The following is a 20,482-nucleotide window of genomic DNA, read 5'->3' as shown; positions in this document are numbered from 1 at the left end:
TGATCCATCCTGGCATGCGGGCATAACGGCCCGGCGACTTCTAGACTCGCCGGGTGTCGGACCTCGAACGGCTGGCCCGGCTGGTCGCCCACCAGCGCGACCAGCTGGCGCAGCTACGGGCGCGGGCAGCCGCGGACGCCGTCCTGGAGCAGGCCAAAGGCCGCCTGGTCGAGCGGATCGGCGGCACCCTCGCGCACGCCACCGAGCACCTGCACACGCTGGCCGACAGCGTGGGCATCACGCCGCTGGAGATGGCCGCCGAGCTGATGGAGACGGACCCGCCAGCGGTGCGCGGGGACGTTCCGGTGCTGGCCCAGCGGCTGGCCGAGGCCCGGGCTTCGAACGCAAGAGACGGCGACGCGCTGGCCGATGCGGTGTTCACCGAGGCGCTGCTGCCGACCGGGGCCGTGGCGCTGGCCATCTGGCGGGTGGAGCCGGACGGCACACTTCAGATGGTCGGATCACGCGGATTGGGGCCGGCCGAGGCGGCCCGCTGGCGTCAGCTGCCGCCGCAGCTCGCCTGCCACGCCCGCAGCGCCGTGGTGGAGCAGCGGCCGCTGTGGCTGCACTCCGGGGACGCGGCCCTGGGGCCCGGTCGGTGGCCGGGCGGGGCGCGGGCGGTGCTGCCGATCCGCAACAGCCGGGCCGTGCTGGGGGCGATGGAGATCTGCTGGCCGGTTCCGCGCCGTGACTTCAGCCCCGGCCAGCGGACCGAGCTGACGGCGCTGGCCGACCTGTGCGCGAGCACCCTCACCGACGTCGACGGCGAGCAGTCGTGGCTGCTGGGCCTGCTGGACAGCCTGGTCGACGCGGTGCTGACCGCCCGGGCCGCGCTGGTCGACGGCGAGGTCGTCGACTTCGTGGTGGACCACGTCGGCGAGGGCTGGCCGCTGCCGCCGGCGGACATGATCGGGGAGCGGCTGCTGGCCCTGTTCCCGTTCGCCGCCAAGGCCGACGGGCTGTTCGACCGGGCCGTGCGGGTGCTGGAGACCGGGGTCGGCGAGGAGTTCCAGGACGAGGAGCGGCGGATCCGGATCGCCCGCCTGTACGACGGCGTGGCCATCAGCTGGCGGCGGGTGGCCGACTCCGAGCTGGCCGACAACGCGCTGCGGGCCGGCGGTCTCGGCGGCTGGGAGGAGAGCCTGGTCACCGGGCGGGTCTCGTGGACCCCGCAGATGTACGAGGTCACCGGCGTCCGGCACACGTTGCCGCTGCGGGAACTGGCCGCCGAGCTCGGCGCGGACGGTGAGTCCACAATGGACCGGCTGCTGCACACCGTGATCAACAGTCGGCGCCCGGCCACGGCCGTGTTCAAGATGCCCGACCGTCAGCTGCGGCTGTTCGCCGAACCGGTGCCGGACGCGGCCGGCGAGGTCGTGGCGCTGCGCGGGGCCTGGCAGGACGTGACCTCCGAGTACCACACCGAGTTCGCGCTGGAGGTGACCGCCGAGCACGCCGACGAGCAGCAGCAGCTGGCCATCCAGTTGCAGCACGCCATCATCCCGCCCACCGCTGCACTGCCGCGGACCACCGGGCTGGACATCGCCGTGCGCTACCAGCCGGCCGCCACCCAGCATCTGGTCGGCGGCGACTGGTACGACGCCGTCACATTGCCGTCGGGGCAACTCCTGCTGGTGGTCGGGGACATCGCCGGGCACGGGATCCCCGTGGTCACCGGCATGATCTCGATGCGCAACGCGCTGCGCGGGCTGGCCATGACCGGCGCGCCGCCGGCGCAACTGCTGGCCTGGCTCAACACCGCAGCCGCCGGGTTGCCCGAGCGGATCAGCGGAACCGTGCTGTGCGGTGTGTTCGACCCGGAGACCTCGGTGCTGGTGTGGGCGCGGGCCGGGCATCTGCCGCCGCTGCTCGTGCGGGACGGCTCGGCGTCGCTGCTGCCGCTGCCGGCCGGTCCGCTGCTCGGGGCGTTCCGCTCACCCACCTACGAGGAGCAGGTGCTGCCGCTGACCCCGGGGGACCGGCTCGTGCTGTTCACCGACGGGCTGGTGGAACGGGCCGGGATGGACATCGACGAATGCCTCGACGACCTCGTGGTGACGGCCGCCCGGACCGACACCGACATCGAGCGCTACGCCGATCTGCTACTGGCTCATGTCGGCGCCAACGCGCGGGACGACACCTGCCTGCTGGCGCTGCGCGTCCGCTGACCGCAGAGCCTCCTGCGGGGTCCTGAACACCGGGAACATCGTCGTCAGGCCGGTCAGCTCCAGCGGCAGCAACGTCGCCCGGCGGTCGGCCACCAGGCAGATCACCGTGTTGCGCAGTTCCGCCGCCCGCTGCGCCTCGATCAGCACCGACAGGCCGGTCGACCCCAGGAAGTCCACCTCCCGCAGGTCCAGCACCAGCACTTTCGGCGCGCCGGCCAGCGCCTCGTGGATGCGCGCGGACGTGGCCGCCTGCGTGCCGACGTCCAGCTCACCGGCCAGGGCGAGCGTCAGCACCTCGGCCTGCGCTTTCGTTTCGATCACTTGGGCCGTCCTCTGTCGTGCGCAGCGGTCGCTGGGGTGTACCCGCCGCCCGCGCCGGACAAACCGGCGCGGGCGGCGGAAGTCGGCGGGGCGCCCCCTTACCCCGTACGGGTCACTTGCCGGTGACCGCGTCCTTCACCTTCTGGGCCGCGTCCTTGACCTTCTCGCCGGCCTGCTTGAGGCCGCCCTTGACCTGGTCGCCCCGGCCCTCGGCCTGCAACTGCTCGTCGCCGGTGACGCGGCCGACACCCTCCTTGGCCTTGCCGACGACCTCGTCGGCCTTGCCCTCGAACTTGCGCTCCGTGCTCATCTCGGTGCCTCCTTAGCGCCGGTTCCGTTGGGAACCGAGTACCCGTCGCCGTCCCGCTCAAACCTTCCGCTTGCGGGGCAACGACTCCTCCACCCGCTCAGCGCGACGCAGCTCACATCCGTACAACAGGCCGTAGGTGAACCCGTTGTCACCGTCCAAATGCGACTGCACGCCCATGGTCCGCAGCTCCTGCCGCGCCACCACGGAGTCCTGGTGCACGCCCAGCGTCTTCTGTAGCTTTTTCATACGCCGCGCCAACTTCGGCTTGCCTGCCGCCTCCGCCGCATACCTCGCCCGCTTCGCCGCCTTGCGCACGTCATGCAGCGTCTGCCTGCCCCACACCCGGCGCTCGGTCTTGCGGAGCCGCCTCTTCTTGTGTGCCGGCCTCACTTCCAGCGCGTCCAGCCGATCCAGCAACGCGAAGTACCGCTTGCTGTTCAGCGTTCGCCGCACCTCCGCCCGCGCCCGCTGCTCCCTCGGCGCGAACGTCTCCGTGAGCCGCTGCCGGACGTTGCCCAGCACCAACTCGCTCGGCAACTCCCCCACCTGGGCCTCCAGATGCTCGCGCAGCACCTCCAGGTCCCGCGCCGGCGCCAGCACCGCGCCCAGCCACCGCAGCTCCTTGATCACCCGCCGATTTCCCTTGTACGCCTGGAGAACACTACGGATCCGCCGGCTGGCCACCCGCATCCGGTGCACCGCGTCCTCGCCGTCCCGCCGGATCCTGACGTCCTGCCGCCCCATCTCGGCCACCTGCCGCCGCACGTGCCCGGTTATCCCCTTCGCCGGCTTTTCCTTGCCCGGCAACCGATCCCCCAACACCCTGGCCAGCTTCGACGGCACCTCCGACGGCTTGCCCAGCCTCCGCTCCACCGCCTCGAAGACCTCGTCGCCGCCCTCCACCAACTCCACCTCGATCTCCCGCCACGCCTTCACCACCGCCGTGTGCCCCAACGTCTGCGCCGCCACGTCGTCCTCGACGATCTCCGCCGCCAACCGTCCTTCCCCGTCCCGCAACTCCCACCGCCGCCGCTTCGTCCGCACATGAGCCACCGGCGCCAACGGCTCCCCCCTCGTCATTCCCCGCACCAGCTCCGCCAACTCCTCCGGCACCCGCTTCACATCCGCGTCCCGCTTCGCGGCCTTCTGCTTCGCATCCCTGGCGTGGATCTCCTCCCGGGTGTCACCACCCATCGGCAGCTTCAGATGCCAGCCCTCATCCGCGCCGCCCGTTCTACGCCGCAGCGTCACTCCCCTGCGGGCCAGCCGCAGGTCCGCCGTGTCGTGGTAGACCGCGTCCAGCACGGTCTCCTCGCCGCCCTCCAGCCCCGGCACCCCCGCCAGCCGGCCGGCCTGTGTCGGCTCGTACTTCCGCTCCGTCTCCGTCACTCGCGTCGCCATACCCCTCGGCTACCACCAGCCGGCGTCCCTTATGCCTCCTTCCGTCACCAAGAGGAGGTGATCGCACGCCGCTTCGTGGTCGACGGGCCCGTCCCCGTCGTGCGGGGCTAGGCCGGGTTCTCGGCGACGGCGAGGTAGTCCGTGTAGATCTGCGGCGAGCCCGAGAACGAGGCCAGCTGCTTCCACTCCTCGTACATCTGCTTGGTGTCGCGGTGGGCGGCCGCGAACTCCGCGGCCACGCCGGTGGCGATGTCGGGCTCGGGGTAGAAGACGTCCAGCGCGTCCAGGCTCGCGATCTCCATCATCATCACGTACTGGTCGAGGCGGTTGCCCCGCTCGCCCTTGAGCACGTGGAACCGCCAGTCCGGGTAGTCGTCGATCCGGTGGTGGTTCTCGGCGATGAAGCGGTCGAACATCTCCTCGGTCACACCGGCGCGCAGCGCCAGGTTGTGGATCCCGACGACCCGGGCGACGGGCTGCTCCCCCGGACGGTCGCGGTAGCGGGGGCCGGGCGTGACCGTGCTCCGCGGGTTGTCGGCCAGCAGCCGGTAGTCGGTGAACAACGTGGGCAACTCGCCGTACGTGCCCAGCCGCCGCCATCGTGCCAGCACCGCCTCCGCCTCGGGATGCCGCGCCCAGAACTGCCGGGCCAGCTCGGTCTGCTCACCCCGGGCCGTGACGTAGCGGTCGCGCTGCTCGGCGCTGTCGATCTCGTACAGCATCAGGTACTGCCCCGTCCGCTCTCCGCGCAACCCACGCAGCAGCGTCCACCGCCACCCCGGGTACAAGGGCAGGTGAACGCCTTCACCACGCACGAAGGCCTCGAACTCCTCCGGCGTGACACCTGCCTCCGTGTCGATGGCGATGTACTGGAAGGTGAACACCGACGAGCGTCCCATTGCGTCCAATCCTCAGGTCGGGAAAGGGAACGCGCGTCCGACAAGCGCGACTCCCCTGCACCACATCCTGCCAGCTCCAGACACCAGCGCCGGCGTGCGCCAGTTCGTGCCACCCGGACCACAACGGCGTTGGGGCCGGCGTGGCCGGGTGACCAGGGCTTGATCACCCGCACCGCGCCATCGACACGCCGCCATCGGGCGCATGCTTGATCACGCAACCAGCGTCAGATCCAACTACTGCTGACTCTGCACCGCGGACGACCAGGCGTCGGCTACGATGCAGCGATGGGTTGCTTCGCTGCCATGACCACCCGGACCGCCGCCTAGCGGCGGTGCCGAGGCTGCCGTAACCGCGGCCTCATCGCCTGCCCCGGTCGGGGCAGTGCCAGAACGTACCGCCGGATCAGTGTCCTGCCGGCAGCCATTCCTGTGCTGCCGGGTCATCCTGCCTGATCAGGGGAGTCATGCCTCAGTCGCAGCGGTTCGATTCACACAGCGGAGAACCATTTTCACGCCCGGCCCCAGCCGGACCTGTCGTGGCACGGGATCGGCGTATCGCCACCCTGGTCCTGATGGTCGGGCTCCCCGCCGCCGGGAAGACCACCCGGGCCGGAGAACTCGCGGCAGCGCACCACGCGCTGCGGTTGACCCCGGATCACTGGATGATCCCGCTGTTCGGCAATGCCATTGGCGACTTCCAGCGGCCGGGTGGTGAACGGTGGGTGCTCGAAGGGCGGCTCATCTCGGTCGCCCTTCAGACGCTGCGGCTGGGGGTCAACGTCGTGCTCGACTACGGGCTCTGGGGCCGCGATGAACGGTCGGCATTGCGCTGGCTGGCCCACTCGGTCGGGGCGGCATGCCAGGTGGTCTACCTGCCCGTGGACAAGGACGTCCAGCTCGCCCGCATCGCACACCGCCAGGAAACGACACCGCACCAGACATTCCCGATGAGCGAGGCCGACGTGGACGCGTGGCGGGAGCAGTTCCAGGCGCCTGACGCAGCCGAACTCAGCGACGGGGAGATCCCCGCCCCGCCAGCAGGGTGGCGGGACTGGTCAGAGTGGGCAGCAGACCACTGGCCCTCATGCACCGACAGCTAGTCACGGCGTTTCGTGCTGGCCGCCGGCGCCGCTGGCGTAGTGCCGCCTTCACACGGGCGGCAGGCGTTGCCAACCTCCGCGCTCGCCGCCCAGGAAGGCCAGGCATTGTGCAGGCTGACGGACACTCGCCGCTGCGCCCGAATATCAGCGCAAGGTGGGGACGGAGGCGAGCATCGGCGAAGTCGGACTCGGGGACGAAGCCGAACAGGAGGTTGACGTCGACCTAGGGATCATGGCTGCGGCGAAGGGAATCGACGACAGGTTGGTCGACGGGAGACAGCCACGCGACGGCGGTGCGGGTGGTGGCCGGGGAGTCGAGAACGGCGGAATCGTCCTTGCCGACCAACAACTCGGCCTCAACGCCGTAGTGGTCGGAGACGGGAGCGCGCAGGAGGGAGGCGTGGACGGGACGGAGGGAGCGCGTGAGGACACGGTCGAGGCGGGAAGGTCGGCCGGTCAAGGAGGAGACGGCGGCAAGAGGGTTGCCGACAGGGTCGAAGGTAGGGGTCTGGTCGTCAACGCCGTGGGTCTCGGTCCACACGTCGGTGAGATGGAGGGTGTCGGCGGGGAGAGCGGTCCCGTCGTTGAAGTCGCCGAGCAAGACGACCGGTATGTCCACATCGGACAGACCATCGTTGAGGGCAGCCAGTTCCGTGTCGCGAAGGGCGGGGCCCTGGGCATGGTGGTCGCTGGTGAGATGGGTGGTGGCGATGGTGACGGGGCCGGCGGCGGTCTCGACGACGAAGGCGACAACGCCCTTGTGGGAGCCGAGGGCGTGGAAGCCGGATTCCCGAACGGGGACGCGGCTGAGCAGGAGGAGGCCGTTGACGTCGATCGAGCGGTCGGAGACCTCGCTGACGACATAGTTCGAACGGATCCAGGGCGCGGCCAGCAGGAGCTTGAGCAGAGTGCCCTCGACTTCTTGCAGGGCAATCACATCGGCCTCGGCGCGTTCAAGCTCGGAGACCAGCCGGGGGCGACGAGAGGCGGTGTCGATGCGGTCACGGTCGTAGCGGTCCCACAAGACGTTCCACGTCAGCACCCGCAGGCGGCTGTCGCCGTAGTGTCCATCATGGATGGAGCGCACCGGAGACCAGGCCAGGCCGTCCCACGCGTACGGGGCCTTGGCGGTGAAGAACGGGGCACGCAGCCGGCGCGGATCCAGCACCCGCCCGGCGTCGGAGGAGTCGATCCGGTCGACGCCGGTGGCCCGATCCCACACCAGCTCGCCATCGGCCTCCACGAACACGATGCGGTGCCACGGAATCTCGCCGCCGGGCACGAAGGACGCCAGCGGCACGCGCTTGGGCGGACGGCCGCGCAGAGCGATGCCCAGCACGAACCGGGCCGGGTCGAACCGCGGATCCCAGCGCACCCGGTGGTAGATCTCCTCGCTGGTCCGCATCATCCCTCCTCGCGGCCGAGCGCCCCGGCGACATCCTCGACCCTACCGGAAACGCCCACGTACCACGTGCGATGCGCCTCCCCCGGATACGGTGGCGAGAACCGGCCCAGCTGCGCGGAAAGCACCTCCGCCGGCACCGGATGCGGCCGGCTGGCATTGCACCGCCGCAACTCCTCCTCGGGCGCCAACAGCACGGCATCGGTGACGAGCGCGTCCCGCCGGGCGGCGACGGTGCGGAACAACGTGCGCTGCCGTCGATTCAGCGACGTGGCATCCCAGACCACGGTGCGGCCGGCGGTCAGGGCCCGCTCAAGCCGCCGCACCCCGATGTGGAACACGGCCGCGTTGTCACTCTGGTCCGCACGGCGCCCCCGGGCCGCACGCAGGTCGTCCAGCGACACCGCCTCGTCAATCCCCTTCAGGGAATCGACAAAATGACTCTTGCCGCTGCCGGACGGCCCGATCATGGCAACCAGACGGGGAAACTCGCCGGACCGCCAGCGCCAGGTCAGCGGAATCGCCTCCGCCGCCGTGGAAATCCGGCACCGGGCCTCGGCCCAGCACCGGTCGGCCGCGTCCTCGTCGAGGTTCTGCGCCCGCAACTCCGACTTCAACGGATCGAAGGGCCGCGGGCCGAGCAGGCCGGCCTCCTCGGCGTGCAGGGCCGACCACTCGACCTCCTGGTTTCCGGGCTGCGCGGCCGCCGCGACGGCATGGAGCACGCCGAGGTCCGCGGCCAGGGCCAACTGCCGCAAGCCGGATCGGCGCGAGTCGTCCGGGAACGGGGTCAGCAGGCGGCCATACAGCCCAACCACATCGGCAACTTGGCGGGCCATGCGCATACCCAGCAAACCAGCGAGATCGGCCATGATCAGACGGCGTTGGTGGCCGCGCAGCAGGGCCGCCAGCACGCCGATCAGGCGGGCGTCTCCCCTACGCCCCAGGACGTCCAGCCGCTCGACGACGTCGCCGAGATCCTCGGCGTCGGCAAAACCCACCGCGGCAAGGAGATCAGAGGCGTCGACAGCCATGCCGGCCCGGACGTCCCACAGGGCGGAGGCCGGGCCACGGCCGTTGGCGACCACCGGGCCGAGCATCCAGTGCCGGTCGGTCTGGACGTGCCCGGCCCGCACCCACTTCGCCACGCAGGAACGGAAATCGCCGAACGGGAAGCCGTCGGCGACCCGGACGACGTATCCCTCCTGCCGGTCCAGGTCCAGGCGGATCCGCCGCACCGCTCGCGAGTCGAACACCCCGCGCCACAACACCTTCGGCACCGGAACGCCCAGCTCGGAGGCGAACCGGACGGTCTGGCCCCAGGACAGACAGCGCTCCCCGGCCCACACCGAGAAGGCGTAGAACCAGCTGTCCAGGCCCTCGTAGCGCACGGAATGGCGGGCGTGCATGTTCTCCCCGCACACCCGCCACCCCGCCGGAATCGCGCTCGCCACCTTGCCGTGCAACGACCTCACCCACGCCCGCGACGGGTGGTGCGCCGAGTCCAGGGACCGGGCGTGCAGACCGTCGCGGTAGAGGGTGGTGTTCTCGCCGTCCAGCTTCTCCGTGACCACGACCTCACGGCCCGCGAACCCCGACAGGTCGGTGGTCCGCAGGTCGTCGGCGGTCGCGCCCGGCGACCACGGCAGGTGCGGCGTGCGCGGATAGTGGATCCTCACCCGGTGAGAAAACCACACCGGGGCACTGAACCCCACCGAAAATCCTCAGCCCACCTTGAAACCCGGGGTGAGCACCAGGCTGACCAGCTGGTCGTCGGTCAGCGGCGCGGCGGCCAGCCCGGGCACCCCGGAGTGGAAGTACTCCTTGCTCTGGGCCAGGTACACGACGGTGCCGTCGGAATACCGGTACGCGGCAACGGAGTCGATGCGGGCGTCGGCGGTGTGCGAGATGAGACCGACGGTCTTGTCGCCGACCTGCTTGACCACGCAGTCGCCGCTCACGCCCCAGAAGGCCTGCGCGGCCTGGCACGTGTCGGCGGGAATGTCGTTGCCGGGGGCGTGCACCTCGACGATCACCTCGCCGACCCCGACGCCGCCGTTGGCCGGCGCGACCGGTTCAATCCCTTGGTAGCCCCAGTTGTCGGTGTCCCAGTTCTCCACTTGGGCCTGGTTGGAGCGCAGCTTGAACGCGGCGCCGGGCATCTGGGCGTCGATCGCGGGCCGCAGCGGTGAGGGCAGCACACCGTCCAAAGTGGCCAGAAGCTGCACGCTCTTGTCGTTCTGTGGCCCTTTGGTCTGGGTTCGGTCGCCGTGTTCGGTCGACGAAGTCGTCGCCGAGGCGGCAGTTCCCTTGGTCTGGGCGGCCGTTCCGATCTGCGTCCGCGGCACGTTGATCGTGAACGCCCCGGCCACGAGGGCGACCACGGCGACCCCGACCCCGAGGCCGGCCAGGTTGGCCCGGCGCGCGCGGCGGGCCCGGTGGGCCCGGGTCAGCGCCGCGTCCGCGGTCACCGGCCGCGGCGGCGCGGCGTCGGTCATCGCCTCCTGGAGTGCTTCCCGCAGTTCCTGCTCGTTCACGCGCCCCTCCTTGAGCTCAGTGTGGTGACGTCCAGCAGCGCCCGCAGGGCCTGCAATCCCCGCGCCGCCTGGCTTTTGACCGTGCCCTCGGAGCAGTCCAGCAGCCGGGCGGCGTCCTCGACGGACATGTCCTCCCAGTACCGGAGCACGAGCACCGCCCGCTGCCCGGCCGGCACCTTGGCCAAGGCGGCCAACAGAACCAGCCGGTCCTCCGGCGCGAACCCGAGGCCGGGCCGGTCGTCGTGCTCGGCGGTCACGTGCTCGCGGCGGAACCAGCCCAGCCGGCGCTCCGAGAGGAACGCCCGGACCAGCACCTTGCGGGCATAGCCGTCCAGCGCCTCCAGGTCGTGCAGGCGATGCCAGTGGCGGTACAGCTTGGTGAACGTCACCTGGGTCAGATCCTCGGCACGGTGCCAGTCACCGCACAGCAGGTACGCCGTGCGTTGCAGGCTGTCGGCCTTGGCCGTGACGAACTGAGCGAACGCGATGTCGCGATCGGCCATGTTCCCCCTCCGTGTCGTCGGCTCCACTCATGAACACGCCCTCGGAGCCCAGCGGGGTTGCACGGTCACGAACACAGGGATGGGGTGGCGATCCAGGCGTAGGCGACGGCGGACAGGGCGATCAGCAGCAGCACGGCGACCAGGGCGGCGATCTGGTGTGACCGAAGGGTTTGACGGCGGTGGGCGGAGAGGCTGGCGTCGAGGAAGGCCCGTTCGCGGGCGGTGACGGCGTCGTCGGTGCGGGCCGCCCAGTCGGCCGTCGACGCCAAGCGAACGCCCCGGTACAGGGCGCCGGGGTCGTGGTCGAGCGCCTCCCACTCGTCGGTGGCCCGGGTCAGCGCCCGCTGGATGCGACGGTAGTCGGGGTTCTCGGCCAGCCAGTCCCGAAGTCGCGGCCAGTGCCGGATCAGGGACTCGTGCGTGATCTCCACGCCGTCCGCGTGCACGGTCAGCAGCCGAGCGTCGACGAGGGTGTCAAGTACGGACTTGGTGGCGTCGTCGGCGTCGAGTTCGGGCCCGGACACCCGCCGCCGGCGGTCGTCGACGTCGACCAGCCGGAGGAAGAGCCGGCGGGCGATGCGCTGCCGATCCTCGGACAGCGCGGCGAACGTCTGCTCGGCGATGCGGGCCAGCCAGTGGTGGACGCCCCCGACGGCCTCGTAGCCGGCCACGGTCAGGGTGGTGCCCTGACGGCGACACCAGGTGGCCAGCAGGACGTGCGAGAGCAGCGGCAGCGCCCCGGCCTCGCCGCACACGTCGGAGATCACCCGGGCGACCAGCGCGGTCGACACCATGCCGCCGGCGCTCACCGCCGGCTGGGTGATGGCCCGCCGCAGTTCCTCGCTGGTCATCGCGCCGACGTCCACCCGCGCATCCCGCAGGGCGGCGGCCAACTCGGGGTGCCGGGCGCAGTGGTCCTCGAAGCCGGCGCGGACGCCGATGGCCACGCGGCAACGACCGGTGGCGGCGGCCACCAAGGCCCGGATGAACGCGTCCCGCTCGGCCGGGTCAGCGCACCGCGTGAAGACCTCCTCGAACTGGTCGACAACCAGCAGCACGTCCGCGTCCTCGCCCCGGTCGACCAGGGCCTGCCGGACGCGCAGCCCCAGGTTGGCCGGGTCGGCCATGAATTCGGCCCGCAGCACCGTCGGCGATTCGGCCAGGAATGTGGCCAGCTGCACCGCGCATTCCTCGACGGGATGCGCGCCGGGCGTGAACAGAATTGTCGGGCGATTACCACGGTCGGCGGCCAACCCGGCCCGCAGAATGGACGACTTGCCGCAGCCCGATGGGCCGAACAGCCCGGCGAATCGCCGTCCGTTCACCCGATCGACGAGTTCGGCCACCTGTTCCTCACGGCCGAAGAACAGCGGCCCGTCGGCCTCCTCGAACGGCGCCAGGCCGAGATAGGGCGAGCCGGCCGGCTCCGGTCCCTCGGCCGGTTCGCGCAGCGCGGCGGTGGCCTCACGCCACCGCCGCTCCCACTCGGCGGTGTCGCCCGAGCAGGCCGAAACGTAGGCCAGCGTGACCGACAGGCTGGGCAGCCGCCGCCCGGCGGCGGCCTCGGACAGCGCCGCCGGCGAGTAGTGGGCCCGGCGGCTCAGCTCGCGATAAACCGGATTCCCGGCGTGGGCCCGCAGCTTGCGCAGGTCGGCGGCGAACCGCACGACCGGGCCGTCCTCGGCCGCCAACGGGCGTTCTGCGCGTGGCATTCCCCTACTCCCCCCTTAAGTCCCCACCAGCATTGTTCACAGAATGTTGTCCACCGTCCAGTCGTCGACGCTGAACAGCGCGGGACTGGTAGACAGGAAGCGGCGGCGGCCCGCCTCGACCCCCAGAGAGGCCGGCCGCCGCCGTGATCCGGAATAGCTTCAGCGGTCATCGAATTCCCGCTCACGCCCATTGTCGACCGGCCCGCGGGCCCGGCGACGGCGCTGACCGGAGGGGTACAAAACTCGGCCCGAACCCCACTGCCGGCGTGCCCGGCCCCGGGGCGCTGCCTACCGTGATCACGGGGAAACACCTGTGAGAGGGGCAATTCGAGTTGAGACGTGTGCTGTCCGCCGCCGCGATCGTCGCCGCGGCCGTGGTCACCATGGGGAGCGCGCCCGCGGTCGGCGCGGCGCTCCCGCACCAGACGATCACCTGGGGCTCCTGTTCGGACACCGCGCTGGCCGCCGCCGGCGCGCAGTGCGGCACGCTCCAGGTGCCGCTCGACCACGCCAACCCCGGCGGCACGCAGCTGACGCTCGCGCTGTCCCGATTGGCCCACAAGGCTTCCAGCCCGTACCAGGGCGTGATGATGGTGGCGCCGAACGCGCTCGGCGGCACCGGCTACGAGCAGGCCGCGCTCGGGTCCCAGCTGCCCGGCGCGGACGGCTACGACTGGATCGGCCTCGCCCGCCGCGGCCTCGCGCCCAGCGTGCCGGCGCTGTCGTGCGAGCCGAACTACCAGGACTTCGACCGCCCGTCGTACCGGCCGACCACGCCGGACATCGAGGCCCAGTGGCTCACCCGGGTGCAGGGCTACGCCGACGCGTGCGGCCAGGCCCAGCCGGATCTGTTGCAGCACATGAAAACCACCGACATCGTGGCCGACATGGAGGACATCCGGCAGGCGCTGGGCGTGACCCAGCTCAGCCTGTACGGGCAGTCCTACGGCACCTACGTCGCGGAGGTCTACGGCACGCTGCACCCGCTGACCGTGCAGCGGATGGTGCTGGACAGCCCGATCAACCCGGACGAGGTCTGGTACCGGGCGGCCAACTTCGACCAGAACTCGGGGCTGGAGCGGAACTTCCTGCTCTGGTTCGACTACCTCGCGGCCAATGACGGCACCTACCACCTGGGCACGACCCGGGCGGCGATCCAGCAGGTGTGGGCCGACCAGATCGCGAAGGTGACCGCGCACCCGGCCGACGGCGTGATCGGCCCGTCCGAGCTGGCCGACACCTTCCTGGTGACGCCGTACTTCCAGGCCACCTGGCCGCTGTTCGCCGGCATCTTCGCCCGCTACGTGGCCAGCGGCGACGCCACCGAGGTGCAGGCCACGTACTCGCAGTTCTTCCAGCACGGCAACGACAACACGTTCGCCACGCTGCTCGCGCAGACCTGCACCGACGCGCCGTGGCCGACGGACTGGGCGACCTGGCGGGCCGACACCGTGGCCAGCGACGCGCAGGCGCCGGACACCGCGTGGGGCAACACCTGGGCCAACGCGCCGTGTCGGGTGTGGCCGGCCAAGGCCGGAACCGCCGTGCCGGTGCTGGGTCTCGCGGTGCGCAGCGTGTTGCTGTTGGAGAACTCGCTGGATGCTGTCACTCCGCTGTCGGGCGCGTTGACCGTGCGCCAGCGGTATCCGCACTCGGCGCTGGCGACCGTGAACGGGGCGATCACCAACGGCGTCGTGCCGGGCGCGAACGCCTGCCTGAACACCGTGCTGGGCAACTACCTCAGCAGCGGGACCCTGCCGGCCCGCAAGGCCGGCAACGTCTCCGACACGGAGTGCGCCGCCTGACCGAGGAGCACCCGCGACGCCGCCCCGGCCCGGCCGGGGCGGCGTTTCCCATTCTGGTCTAGACCAGAACTGTCAAGGGTGAATGTTTCACCCGAGGATCGTTCGCTGTCAGGATGGTCGGACGCCGCCACGCCCATCACGTCATTACCCCTGCGATGACTGTGAGGAAACACGATGGCGAAGACACCCCTGCGTCTGGCCTGGCCAAAAATCCCAGCACTGTCCGCACTCGTGCTCAGCGGCCTGCTGGCCGCGGCGCCGCTGGCCACCGCCGGCACCCGGCCGGCCGACGCCGCGATGAGCCCGTCGGCGACCTGCACCCAGAAGAGCACGCTGGCCGGCACCCACCTGTCCGACCTGCAGATCGCCCAGTACGCCCGCAACAACGGCGGCCTGCACGGCAACGGCCTGATCATCTCGATCGCGGTCGCGCTGGCCGAGAGCCAGGGCTGGACCCAGGCCGTGCTGATCAACACCGACTGCAGCCGCGACCGCGGCGTGTGGCAGATCAACTCGTTCTGGCACAGCGAGGTCACCGACGCCCAGGCGTTCAACCCGGTGACCTGCGCCCAGGCCACGGCCCGGATCTCGTCCAACGGCGCCGACTGGACGCCGTGGACCACCTACAACAACGGTGCCTACAACCAGTACATGTCCCGGGCTCGGACCGCCGCCTCCCAGGCGGGCGGCTGAGCCACTAGCCGCGTGCCGGCCGTCAACGGCGACGGCCGGCGCGCACCCGAATCAGCGCCAGTCGAAGCGGTAGGCGCGGTAGGTGTTGACTCCGGCCGGGAACTTGGCGTTGAACACCACGGCCCCGGACCGGTCGAACTCGGACAGGTAGGGCAGCGCGCCCCAGCCCACGAACGTCCGCCCGCCCGGCCCCGGCTGCGCGTTGCCCTGCGACGTGGCGAGCAGGCCGGCGGGCTGATTTTCCGTGCGCACCAAGGTTGCCGTGCGCTTGGCGAAGTCGAGCTTCACGGTGACGACACGACTGTTGGGGTACTGGGAAACCGCGCCGGCGCCGGTGTTGGCCGCGCCGGCGGCCTCGTTGTCGAAGAAGGTGTAGTAGCCGCCGCCGAGCGGTTCGGGGTCGTGCTGCCACGCGACGAGAGCGCCGGCGCTGTTGAGCTCCTGACCCTCGACCTTGAACGAACTCGCCTTTCCGCCCAGCTGCCACAGGATCCGGCCGTCATGGCGGGAGATCTCGTAGGCGCTCCAGGTGTCGCGCGCGTCGACCAGCAGGTTGTCGCCGTCCTGCTTGACGGCGTTGATGTGGAACCAGTCCCACGGCGTGGAGGTGGACGCCGGCAGCGGCTGCTCGCTCTGCGCGTACGGCACGTGATCGGCGGCGTTCCACTGGAACAGCACCTTGCCGGTGGCGATGTCGATCTCCTGCACCACGCCGTCGACGACCTGCTGGGCGGCCGGGCCGCCGATCGCGGTGAGGTCGGCGGTGGACTGCCGGTAGGCCAGGACCAGGGCCGTGTTCCTTGGCGTGATGACAAATTCGTGCCCGTCGGCCTGGTAGCCGTTGCCGGCCCGAACCTCGGCGATCTTGCGGTAGTGGGCGTCGTAGATCACGTCGACGCCGACCGCCAGGCCGCCCAATCCGGTGCCCTGCCACCAGGTCAGCACCGGCTGGCCGTGATAGGTCTGCTTGCGGAAGTCGGTCGCCGCCTGCCCGGCCGGCACGGTCCGCGACCACACGACCTGCTTGCCGTCGGGGCTGAGGATCTCCACGCCGTTGGCATAGGCGCCGGAGCTCGGCGTGATGAAGATGTCGCCTTTGCCGGCCCCTGCGGCATTTGTGAGCACGGTCAGCGGCGGCAACTGCGGGTCTGCGGCGGCCGGAGCCGCGGGCAGAACGACCGCGGCGGTGACGGCGGCCGCCGCGAGGATGTACTGGCGCATGGCTGGCGACGCTAGAACACGTTGCCCAGCAACGGAAGCGCGTTCAGAGTGTGGGAACTAGGCGGAGTGGCTGGACAGCATCGTGCGGTGCAGGACCTCGACGTGCCGGCACGTGACCGCCACCGCCTCGACCGCGTTCCGCCGCTCGATGGCCGTCACGAGTTCACCATGCTCCCGATTGGACTCACGCAGATACTCCAAGGGATACGGCAGGTAGTAGCGGTAGAGCTCCCGCACCACCGCGGCGTACCGGCCCACGCCGACGGCCAGGCCGCTGGCCTCGACGACCGCCATGTGGAACCGGGCGTCCAATTCGTGGAACTCGGCCCAGCCCGATGCCTTGTCCATCGAGGAGACCAGGTCTCGCAGCTCCACCACGGCCTCGTCGGTCCGATGCACGGACGCCAGATGCACCAGGCCCGCCTCCAAGGCCAGCCGGTGGTCGATCAGCTCGTGCACCTCGGCCGCGGCCCCGGTGTAGGCGGCGATCTCCGCCACCACCCCCATCGCCGGCTCCGACGCGACCAGGGTCCCGCCGCCGCGACCGCGCCGGCGTTCCAGCACACCGTCCACGCACAGCGACTCCAGCGCCCGCCGGACGGTGATCTCCCCGACCCCGAGCGCGATGGCGATCTCCGGGCCGGGCGGCAGCGACTCGCCCGGGGCGAGCAGGCCCAGGTCCACCGCCAGCGCGATCCGCGCGCGCACCGTGTCCAGCGCCGAAAGCCGGCGCAGTGTCGTCAGCGCGGGGCCGGTCAACGCGGGGGCGCTCAGGCGGTCCATGCCGGCCACCATACCGGCCAAAACCGCTCATCATGAGCAGTATTGTAAAACTGTTCAGGCTGGACTATTTTGCGCCTACCGTCACCGACGGAAGGAGTCGCGGTGTCCCTGCCCGTCGTGTTGGCGCAGGCCGAACCGGTGCCGTTCGACCGGCCCCTGTCCGCCTTCGCCGCCGAGGTCGAGGCCCTGCTCACCGAGCATCCGGGCACCCGCCTGGTGATGTACCCCGAGCTGCACCTGTGCCGGGCCCCGAAGCCGGCCGACGCCGCCGAGCCGCTGGACGGCCCCCGCGGGCGGGAGCTGGCCGAGATCGCCCGCGACCTGGGGATCTGGCTGGCGCCGGGCAGCGTGTGCGAACGCGGGCCGGCCGGCGAGCTGTTCAACACCGCGGTGGTCTACTCCCCCGGCGGCGAGCTCGTCGCCTCCTACCGCAAGGTCTTCCCGTGGCGGCCGTACGAGCCGTACGACCCGGGCGACCGCTTTGTCGTCTTCGACCTGCCGGAGGGCCGGGTCGGCTTCTCCATCTGCTACGACGCGTGGTTCCCGGAGATCACCCGGCACCTGGCCTGGATGGGGGCCGAGCTGGTGCTCAACCCGGTGCAGACCACCACCCGGGACCGGGCCCAGGAGCTGGTGCTGGCCCGGGCCAACGCCATCGTCAACCAGGTGTTCGTGGCCAGCCTGAACGTGGCCGGGCCGTTCGGCATGGGGTGCAGCATCGTGGTCGGGCCGGAGGGGCAGGTGCTGGCCGAGACGCCCGGGGCCGAGCCGGCGGTGCTCGCGCTGGAGCTGGACCTGGCCGAGGTGGCACGGGTGCGCAAGCACGGCACCGCCGGGCTGAACCGGATGTGGCAGCAGTTCGGGGAGACCGACGCGCCCATCGAGCTTCCGCTGTACCAGGGACGAATCGAACCCGGCCGGTGGCGGCCGGGCGGAGGTGACCCGCGATGACCGCGCCGACTACGACCGCGAAGCTCACGCCGCACCTGCGCCTGCGGGGTGTTGTCCTTTTTGGACTCGCCTACATGGCGCCGCTGATCGTGCTCGGCACGTACGGCATCGTCGCCGACAACACCAACGGCACCGTGCCCACCGCGTATTTGCTGGCCACGGTGGCGATGCTGTTCACCGCGGCCAGTTACGGCCGGATGGCGTCGGTCTACCCGGTCGCCGGCTCGGCGTACACCTACGTGCGCAAGTCGATCGACTCCCGGGTCGGCTTCCTGGTCGGCTGGGCCGTGCTGCTGGACTACTTCTTCCTGCCCATGGTGATCTGGCTGATCGGCGCGGCCTACATGTCGGCGCAGTTCCCGGGCGTGCCGAGCTGGGTGTGGGTGCTGGCGTTCATCGTGGTCACCACCGTGCTGAACGTGCTGGGCATCCGGGTCGCGGTCACCGCCAACTTCCTGCTGATGGCCTTCCAGCTGCTGGTGATCGTGTTCTTCGTGATCCTGTCCCTGCGCCACGTCGGCTCCGGCGGCCTGTTCAGCACGGTTCCCTTCTACCACAACGGATCCTCGTTCAGCGGCATCTCGGCCGGGGCGGCGCTGGCCGCGTACGCGTTCCTCGGCTTCGACGCCGTGACCACGCTGACCGAGGAGACCTTCGAGCCCCGCAGGACCATTCCGCGGGCCATCCTGCTGACCGCGCTGCTCGGCGGCGTGCTGTTCGTGATCCTGTCCTACGCCACGCAGCTCGCGCATCCCGGCTCCACCTTCCACGACACCTCCTCGGCGGCGTTCGAGATCGCCACCGACATCGGCGGCAACGTCTTCGCCGCGGTGTTCCTGGCCGGGCTGATGGTCGCCCAGTTCGCCTCCGGCATCGCCGCGCAAGCCGGCGCGTCCCGCCTGATGTACGCCATGGGGCGGGACGGCGTGCTGCCCAAGCGGCTTTTCTCCTACCTGCAACCGAAGTTCGAGACGCCGGTGTTCGGCATCGTCCTCATTGGACTCGTCGGCCTCGGGGCGCTGGCCCTGGACGTCACCACCTCCACGTCGTTCATCAACTTCGGGGCGTTCACCGCCTTCACCTTCGTCAACATCTCGGTGATCGCCCTGTGGCTGCGCCAACGGGGTTCGGTGCTGCGCAATCTGGTGTTCCCGGTCATCGGGGCCGCCGTCGACATCTGGCTGCTGGTGCACCTGGACGGCATCGCCGTCACCCTCGGGCTGATCTGGCTGGCCCTGGGCGTCTGCTACCTCGCCTACCTCACCCGCGGCTTCCGCCGCCCGCCGCCGGAGGTCACGTTCGAGGAGTGATCGAGTTGCGGCCGGCCGGGCCGTGCCCTAGGCAGGAAGTCGAGCGACACTCGACTTGAGGAGCTGCCGTGAAAGCCGTTCGCGTTGTCCTGGTGGCCGCGTCCGTCATCGCCGCCACGCTGGCCGTCGGCGGGCCCGCGCAGGCCTCCGCGCGGTCCTGCCACGTGCTGGTGTGCAACGAGATCAACGGCACCGGCCTCCAGGTGGAGTGGGTCGAGGCCGGCCTGACCTGGAACAGCCGCTTCTACGGCCACTTCCAGATCTCCGGCGGCGGGCTCAACGCCAACTCCCCCACCCAGAGCTGGGGATCCCCCGACCACTGGCGCCTCACCGTGGGCCACAACCTGCCCGACCAGGCCCTGGTCTGCGTGGCCGGCTGGGAGCACATCGACGGCGGCTACCGGCAGCGCGGCAACGCCTGCAACAAGATCCACGCCTGATTGAAATTTACACCGAAAAAAGGGTCGGATACCGTCGACGGCATGGACATTGTTGCCGTGACTGAGGACCTGATTCCCGCATTGGTGACGTCGGTGGCCGCGCTGTTCGCCGAGGACGGCGGCCGGCATGATCCGTGGATGGACACCGGCTGGCCCGATCGAGCGGGCGCCGCCTACTACCGGGGGCGGCTTGACGGGCAGTTATGCCTGCTGGCCAGAGAACATGGCCGGACCGTCGGCCACCTGGTCGGCCGGCTCGGCAGCAGCGAGCTCCGCCCGGGGGCGACGGTGGCGGTGCTGGAAAGCATGCGCGTCGACGAGTCGGTTCGGCGTGACGGCGTCGGATCGGCACTCGTCGGGGAGTTCACGGCGTGGGCTTCTCGGGCGAGGGCAACGGAATTCCGGGTCACGGCATTCGCGGCCAACGAGGGGGCGATCGGATTCTACCGTTCGCGCGGATTCGAGCCGTTCGAAGTGACGCTGCGAAAAGGCGTCACGCCCTGAGCACCTCGGCCAGCACCACGGCGTGGCTGATGTCGAGGGCTGCGGTGGCGGTCAGCAGCGTGACGACACCGTCCATTGCGCGCAGACCGTCCACAGCGGCCTGGTGCTCGGGGTCGGCGAGTTCGGCCCGGTACCGCTCGGCGAATTCCTCGAAGCGGTCCGGGTCGTGCCCGTACCAGACCCGGAGCTCGGTCGAGGGAGAGACGCTTCGGCACCAGTGGTCCAACTGGGCCAGTTCCTTGCGCAGGCCCCGCGGCCAGAGCCGATCGACGAGCACCCGGGTCCCGTCATCGGGACCGGGCTCGTCGTACACGCGCGCGACCCGCACCGTCTGCACCGGCGGACGATAACCCCGAACGCCGCGCCACGCCGGCAGGACATGCCGTCGACTTCGGCCACCTACTGGAGAAAGTGCCACGGCT

At 70.7% G+C, this 20,482-nt stretch carries 20 protein-coding genes; 8 read left to right on the top strand and 12 right to left on the bottom strand.

Going from position 1 to position 20,482, the window contains the following annotated elements; all coding sequences use genetic code 11:
- The first annotated feature begins 53 nt into the window (after positions 1 to 53).
- Positions 54 to 2,168, top strand: coding sequence for a PP2C family protein-serine/threonine phosphatase (locus ACIG5F_RS21050; RefSeq protein WP_396519815.1), 2,115 nt, complete (start codon positions 54 to 56; stop codon positions 2,166 to 2,168).
- On the opposite strand, the gene ACIG5F_RS21045 is transcribed toward ACIG5F_RS21050, so the two are convergent.
- The 4 genes from ACIG5F_RS21045 to ACIG5F_RS21030 form a co-directional block, all read right to left on the bottom strand.
- Positions 2,103 to 2,489 carry an STAS domain-containing protein gene (locus tag ACIG5F_RS21045; RefSeq protein ID WP_396519813.1) on the bottom strand — a complete coding sequence of 129 codons (387 nt, stop codon included), beginning with the start codon at positions 2,487 to 2,489 and terminating at the stop codon, positions 2,103 to 2,105. The two genes, ACIG5F_RS21050 and ACIG5F_RS21045, sit on opposite strands and share 66 nt — an antisense overlap.
- A gap of 112 nt (positions 2,490 to 2,601) precedes the next feature.
- Complete coding sequence (locus tag ACIG5F_RS21040; RefSeq protein WP_396519811.1) at positions 2,602 to 2,799, bottom strand: CsbD family protein; 198 nt, start codon at positions 2,797 to 2,799, stop codon at positions 2,602 to 2,604.
- Between the two features lie 57 nt (positions 2,800 to 2,856).
- Positions 2,857 to 4,200 (bottom strand): CHAD domain-containing protein, encoded by a 1,344-nt coding sequence (locus tag ACIG5F_RS21035; RefSeq protein WP_396519809.1) that lies wholly within the window; start codon positions 4,198 to 4,200, stop codon positions 2,857 to 2,859.
- Between the two features lie 107 nt (positions 4,201 to 4,307).
- On the bottom strand, positions 4,308 to 5,099 hold the full coding sequence (locus ACIG5F_RS21030) for a hypothetical protein (protein WP_396519807.1): 792 nt from the start codon (positions 5,097 to 5,099) through the stop codon (positions 4,308 to 4,310).
- A 572-nt stretch (positions 5,100 to 5,671) separates the two neighbouring features.
- On the opposite strand from ACIG5F_RS21030, the gene ACIG5F_RS21025 reads away from it, so the two are divergent.
- Positions 5,672 to 6,199 carry an AAA family ATPase gene (locus tag ACIG5F_RS21025; RefSeq protein ID WP_396519805.1) on the top strand — a complete coding sequence of 176 codons (528 nt, stop codon included), beginning with the start codon at positions 5,672 to 5,674 and terminating at the stop codon, positions 6,197 to 6,199.
- A 223-nt stretch (positions 6,200 to 6,422) separates the two neighbouring features.
- On the opposite strand, the gene ACIG5F_RS21020 is transcribed toward ACIG5F_RS21025, so the two are convergent.
- The 5 genes from ACIG5F_RS21020 to ACIG5F_RS21000 form a co-directional block, all read right to left on the bottom strand.
- The gene (locus ACIG5F_RS21020) at positions 6,423 to 7,604 is read right to left on the bottom strand and encodes an RNA repair domain-containing protein (RefSeq protein ID WP_396519803.1); all 1,182 of its coding nucleotides are present in this window, start codon (positions 7,602 to 7,604) and stop codon (positions 6,423 to 6,425) included.
- Entirely contained in the window at positions 7,604 to 9,280 is a 1,677-nt protein-coding gene (locus ACIG5F_RS21015; RefSeq protein WP_396519801.1) for an RNA ligase family protein, read from the bottom strand. Before ACIG5F_RS21015 ends, ACIG5F_RS21020 begins: the two co-directional genes overlap by 1 nt.
- A gap of 45 nt (positions 9,281 to 9,325) precedes the next feature.
- The gene (locus ACIG5F_RS21010) at positions 9,326 to 10,138 is read right to left on the bottom strand and encodes a hypothetical protein (RefSeq protein WP_396519799.1); all 813 of its coding nucleotides are present in this window, start codon (positions 10,136 to 10,138) and stop codon (positions 9,326 to 9,328) included.
- A complete protein-coding gene (locus tag ACIG5F_RS21005; protein WP_396519797.1) occupies positions 10,135 to 10,641 on the bottom strand; it encodes a SigE family RNA polymerase sigma factor in 507 nt (168 codons plus the stop codon). Before ACIG5F_RS21005 ends, ACIG5F_RS21010 begins: the two co-directional genes overlap by 4 nt.
- A 65-nt stretch (positions 10,642 to 10,706) precedes the next feature.
- Positions 10,707 to 12,353: a hypothetical protein gene (locus ACIG5F_RS21000; RefSeq protein WP_396519795.1), complete on the bottom strand. Its 1,647-nt coding sequence runs from the start codon at positions 12,351 to 12,353 to the stop codon at positions 10,707 to 10,709.
- 341 nt (positions 12,354 to 12,694) lie between these two features.
- Between ACIG5F_RS21000 and ACIG5F_RS20995 the strand changes: the two genes are divergently transcribed.
- Together ACIG5F_RS20995 and ACIG5F_RS20990 are read left to right on the top strand one after the other, a co-directional pair.
- Positions 12,695 to 14,158, top strand: a complete 1,464-nt coding sequence (locus tag ACIG5F_RS20995; protein ID WP_396520161.1) for an alpha/beta fold hydrolase — start codon at positions 12,695 to 12,697, stop codon at positions 14,156 to 14,158.
- A 174-nt stretch (positions 14,159 to 14,332) separates the two neighbouring features.
- Complete coding sequence (locus tag ACIG5F_RS20990; protein ID WP_396519793.1) at positions 14,333 to 14,851, top strand: hypothetical protein; 519 nt, start codon at positions 14,333 to 14,335, stop codon at positions 14,849 to 14,851.
- A 51-nt stretch (positions 14,852 to 14,902) separates the two neighbouring features.
- Here the strand turns inward: ACIG5F_RS20990 and ACIG5F_RS20985 are convergent, their stop codons facing one another.
- Together ACIG5F_RS20985 and ACIG5F_RS20980 are read right to left on the bottom strand one after the other, a co-directional pair.
- Positions 14,903 to 16,072: an arylsulfotransferase family protein gene (locus ACIG5F_RS20985; RefSeq protein ID WP_396519791.1), complete on the bottom strand. Its 1,170-nt coding sequence runs from the start codon at positions 16,070 to 16,072 to the stop codon at positions 14,903 to 14,905.
- A gap of 57 nt (positions 16,073 to 16,129) precedes the next feature.
- Positions 16,130 to 16,855 carry a FadR/GntR family transcriptional regulator gene (locus tag ACIG5F_RS20980; protein ID WP_396519789.1) on the bottom strand — a complete coding sequence of 242 codons (726 nt, stop codon included), beginning with the start codon at positions 16,853 to 16,855 and terminating at the stop codon, positions 16,130 to 16,132.
- A 102-nt stretch (positions 16,856 to 16,957) separates the two neighbouring features.
- On the opposite strand from ACIG5F_RS20980, the gene ACIG5F_RS20975 reads away from it, so the two are divergent.
- The 4 genes from ACIG5F_RS20975 to ACIG5F_RS20960 all read left to right on the top strand — a co-directional run bounded on the left by ACIG5F_RS20975 (position 16,958) and on the right by ACIG5F_RS20960 (position 20,060).
- A complete protein-coding gene (locus ACIG5F_RS20975) occupies positions 16,958 to 17,806 on the top strand; it encodes a carbon-nitrogen hydrolase family protein (RefSeq protein ID WP_396519787.1) in 849 nt (282 codons plus the stop codon).
- On the top strand, positions 17,803 to 19,116 hold the full coding sequence (locus ACIG5F_RS20970) for an APC family permease (protein WP_396519785.1): 1,314 nt from the start codon (positions 17,803 to 17,805) through the stop codon (positions 19,114 to 19,116). Before ACIG5F_RS20975 ends, ACIG5F_RS20970 begins: the two co-directional genes overlap by 4 nt.
- A gap of 68 nt (positions 19,117 to 19,184) precedes the next feature.
- Positions 19,185 to 19,556, top strand: coding sequence for a hypothetical protein (locus ACIG5F_RS20965; RefSeq protein ID WP_396519783.1), 372 nt, complete (start codon positions 19,185 to 19,187; stop codon positions 19,554 to 19,556).
- Entirely contained in the window at positions 19,557 to 20,060 is a 504-nt protein-coding gene (locus ACIG5F_RS20960) for a GNAT family N-acetyltransferase (protein ID WP_396519781.1), read from the top strand. It abuts the gene before it with no gap.
- Here ACIG5F_RS20960 and ACIG5F_RS20955 read toward each other — a convergent pair.
- Positions 20,050 to 20,397, bottom strand: coding sequence for a DUF488 domain-containing protein (locus ACIG5F_RS20955; RefSeq protein WP_396519779.1), 348 nt, complete (start codon positions 20,395 to 20,397; stop codon positions 20,050 to 20,052). The two genes, ACIG5F_RS20960 and ACIG5F_RS20955, sit on opposite strands and share 11 nt — an antisense overlap.
- Positions 20,398 to 20,482 lie beyond the last annotated feature (85 nt).

This window comes from Kutzneria sp. NPDC052558, assembly GCF_044547355.1.
Taxonomy (GTDB): domain Bacteria; phylum Actinomycetota; class Actinomycetes; order Mycobacteriales; family Pseudonocardiaceae; genus Kutzneria.
Note: the sequence above shows the minus strand (reverse complement) of the source record. Positions and strands in the feature narration are given on the sequence as shown.

Bases quoted from the DNA above. Each gene is read 5' to 3' on its own strand.
- ACIG5F_RS21040 (WP_396519811.1), bottom strand. From the start codon at position 2,799: ATGAGCACGGAGCGCAAGTTCGAGGGCAAGGCCGACGAGGTCGTCGGC.
- ACIG5F_RS21035 (WP_396519809.1), bottom strand. From the start codon at position 4,200: ATGGCGACGCGAGTGACGGAGACGGAGCGGAAGTACGAGCCGACACAG.
- ACIG5F_RS21030 (WP_396519807.1), bottom strand. From the start codon at position 5,099: ATGGGACGCTCGTCGGTGTTCACCTTCCAGTACATCGCCATCGACACG.
- ACIG5F_RS21025 (WP_396519805.1), top strand. From the start codon at position 5,672: ATGGTCGGGCTCCCCGCCGCCGGGAAGACCACCCGGGCCGGAGAACTC.
- ACIG5F_RS21020 (WP_396519803.1), bottom strand. From the start codon at position 7,604: ATGCGGACCAGCGAGGAGATCTACCACCGGGTGCGCTGGGATCCGCGG.
- ACIG5F_RS21005 (WP_396519797.1), bottom strand. From the start codon at position 10,641: ATGGCCGATCGCGACATCGCGTTCGCTCAGTTCGTCACGGCCAAGGCC.
- ACIG5F_RS21000 (WP_396519795.1), bottom strand. From the start codon at position 12,353: ATGCCACGCGCAGAACGCCCGTTGGCGGCCGAGGACGGCCCGGTCGTG.
- ACIG5F_RS20990 (WP_396519793.1), top strand. From the start codon at position 14,333: ATGGCGAAGACACCCCTGCGTCTGGCCTGGCCAAAAATCCCAGCACTG.
- ACIG5F_RS20985 (WP_396519791.1), bottom strand. From the start codon at position 16,072: ATGCGCCAGTACATCCTCGCGGCGGCCGCCGTCACCGCCGCGGTCGTT.
- ACIG5F_RS20980 (WP_396519789.1), bottom strand. From the start codon at position 16,855: ATGGACCGCCTGAGCGCCCCCGCGTTGACCGGCCCCGCGCTGACGACA.
- ACIG5F_RS20970 (WP_396519785.1), top strand. From the start codon at position 17,803: ATGACCGCGCCGACTACGACCGCGAAGCTCACGCCGCACCTGCGCCTG.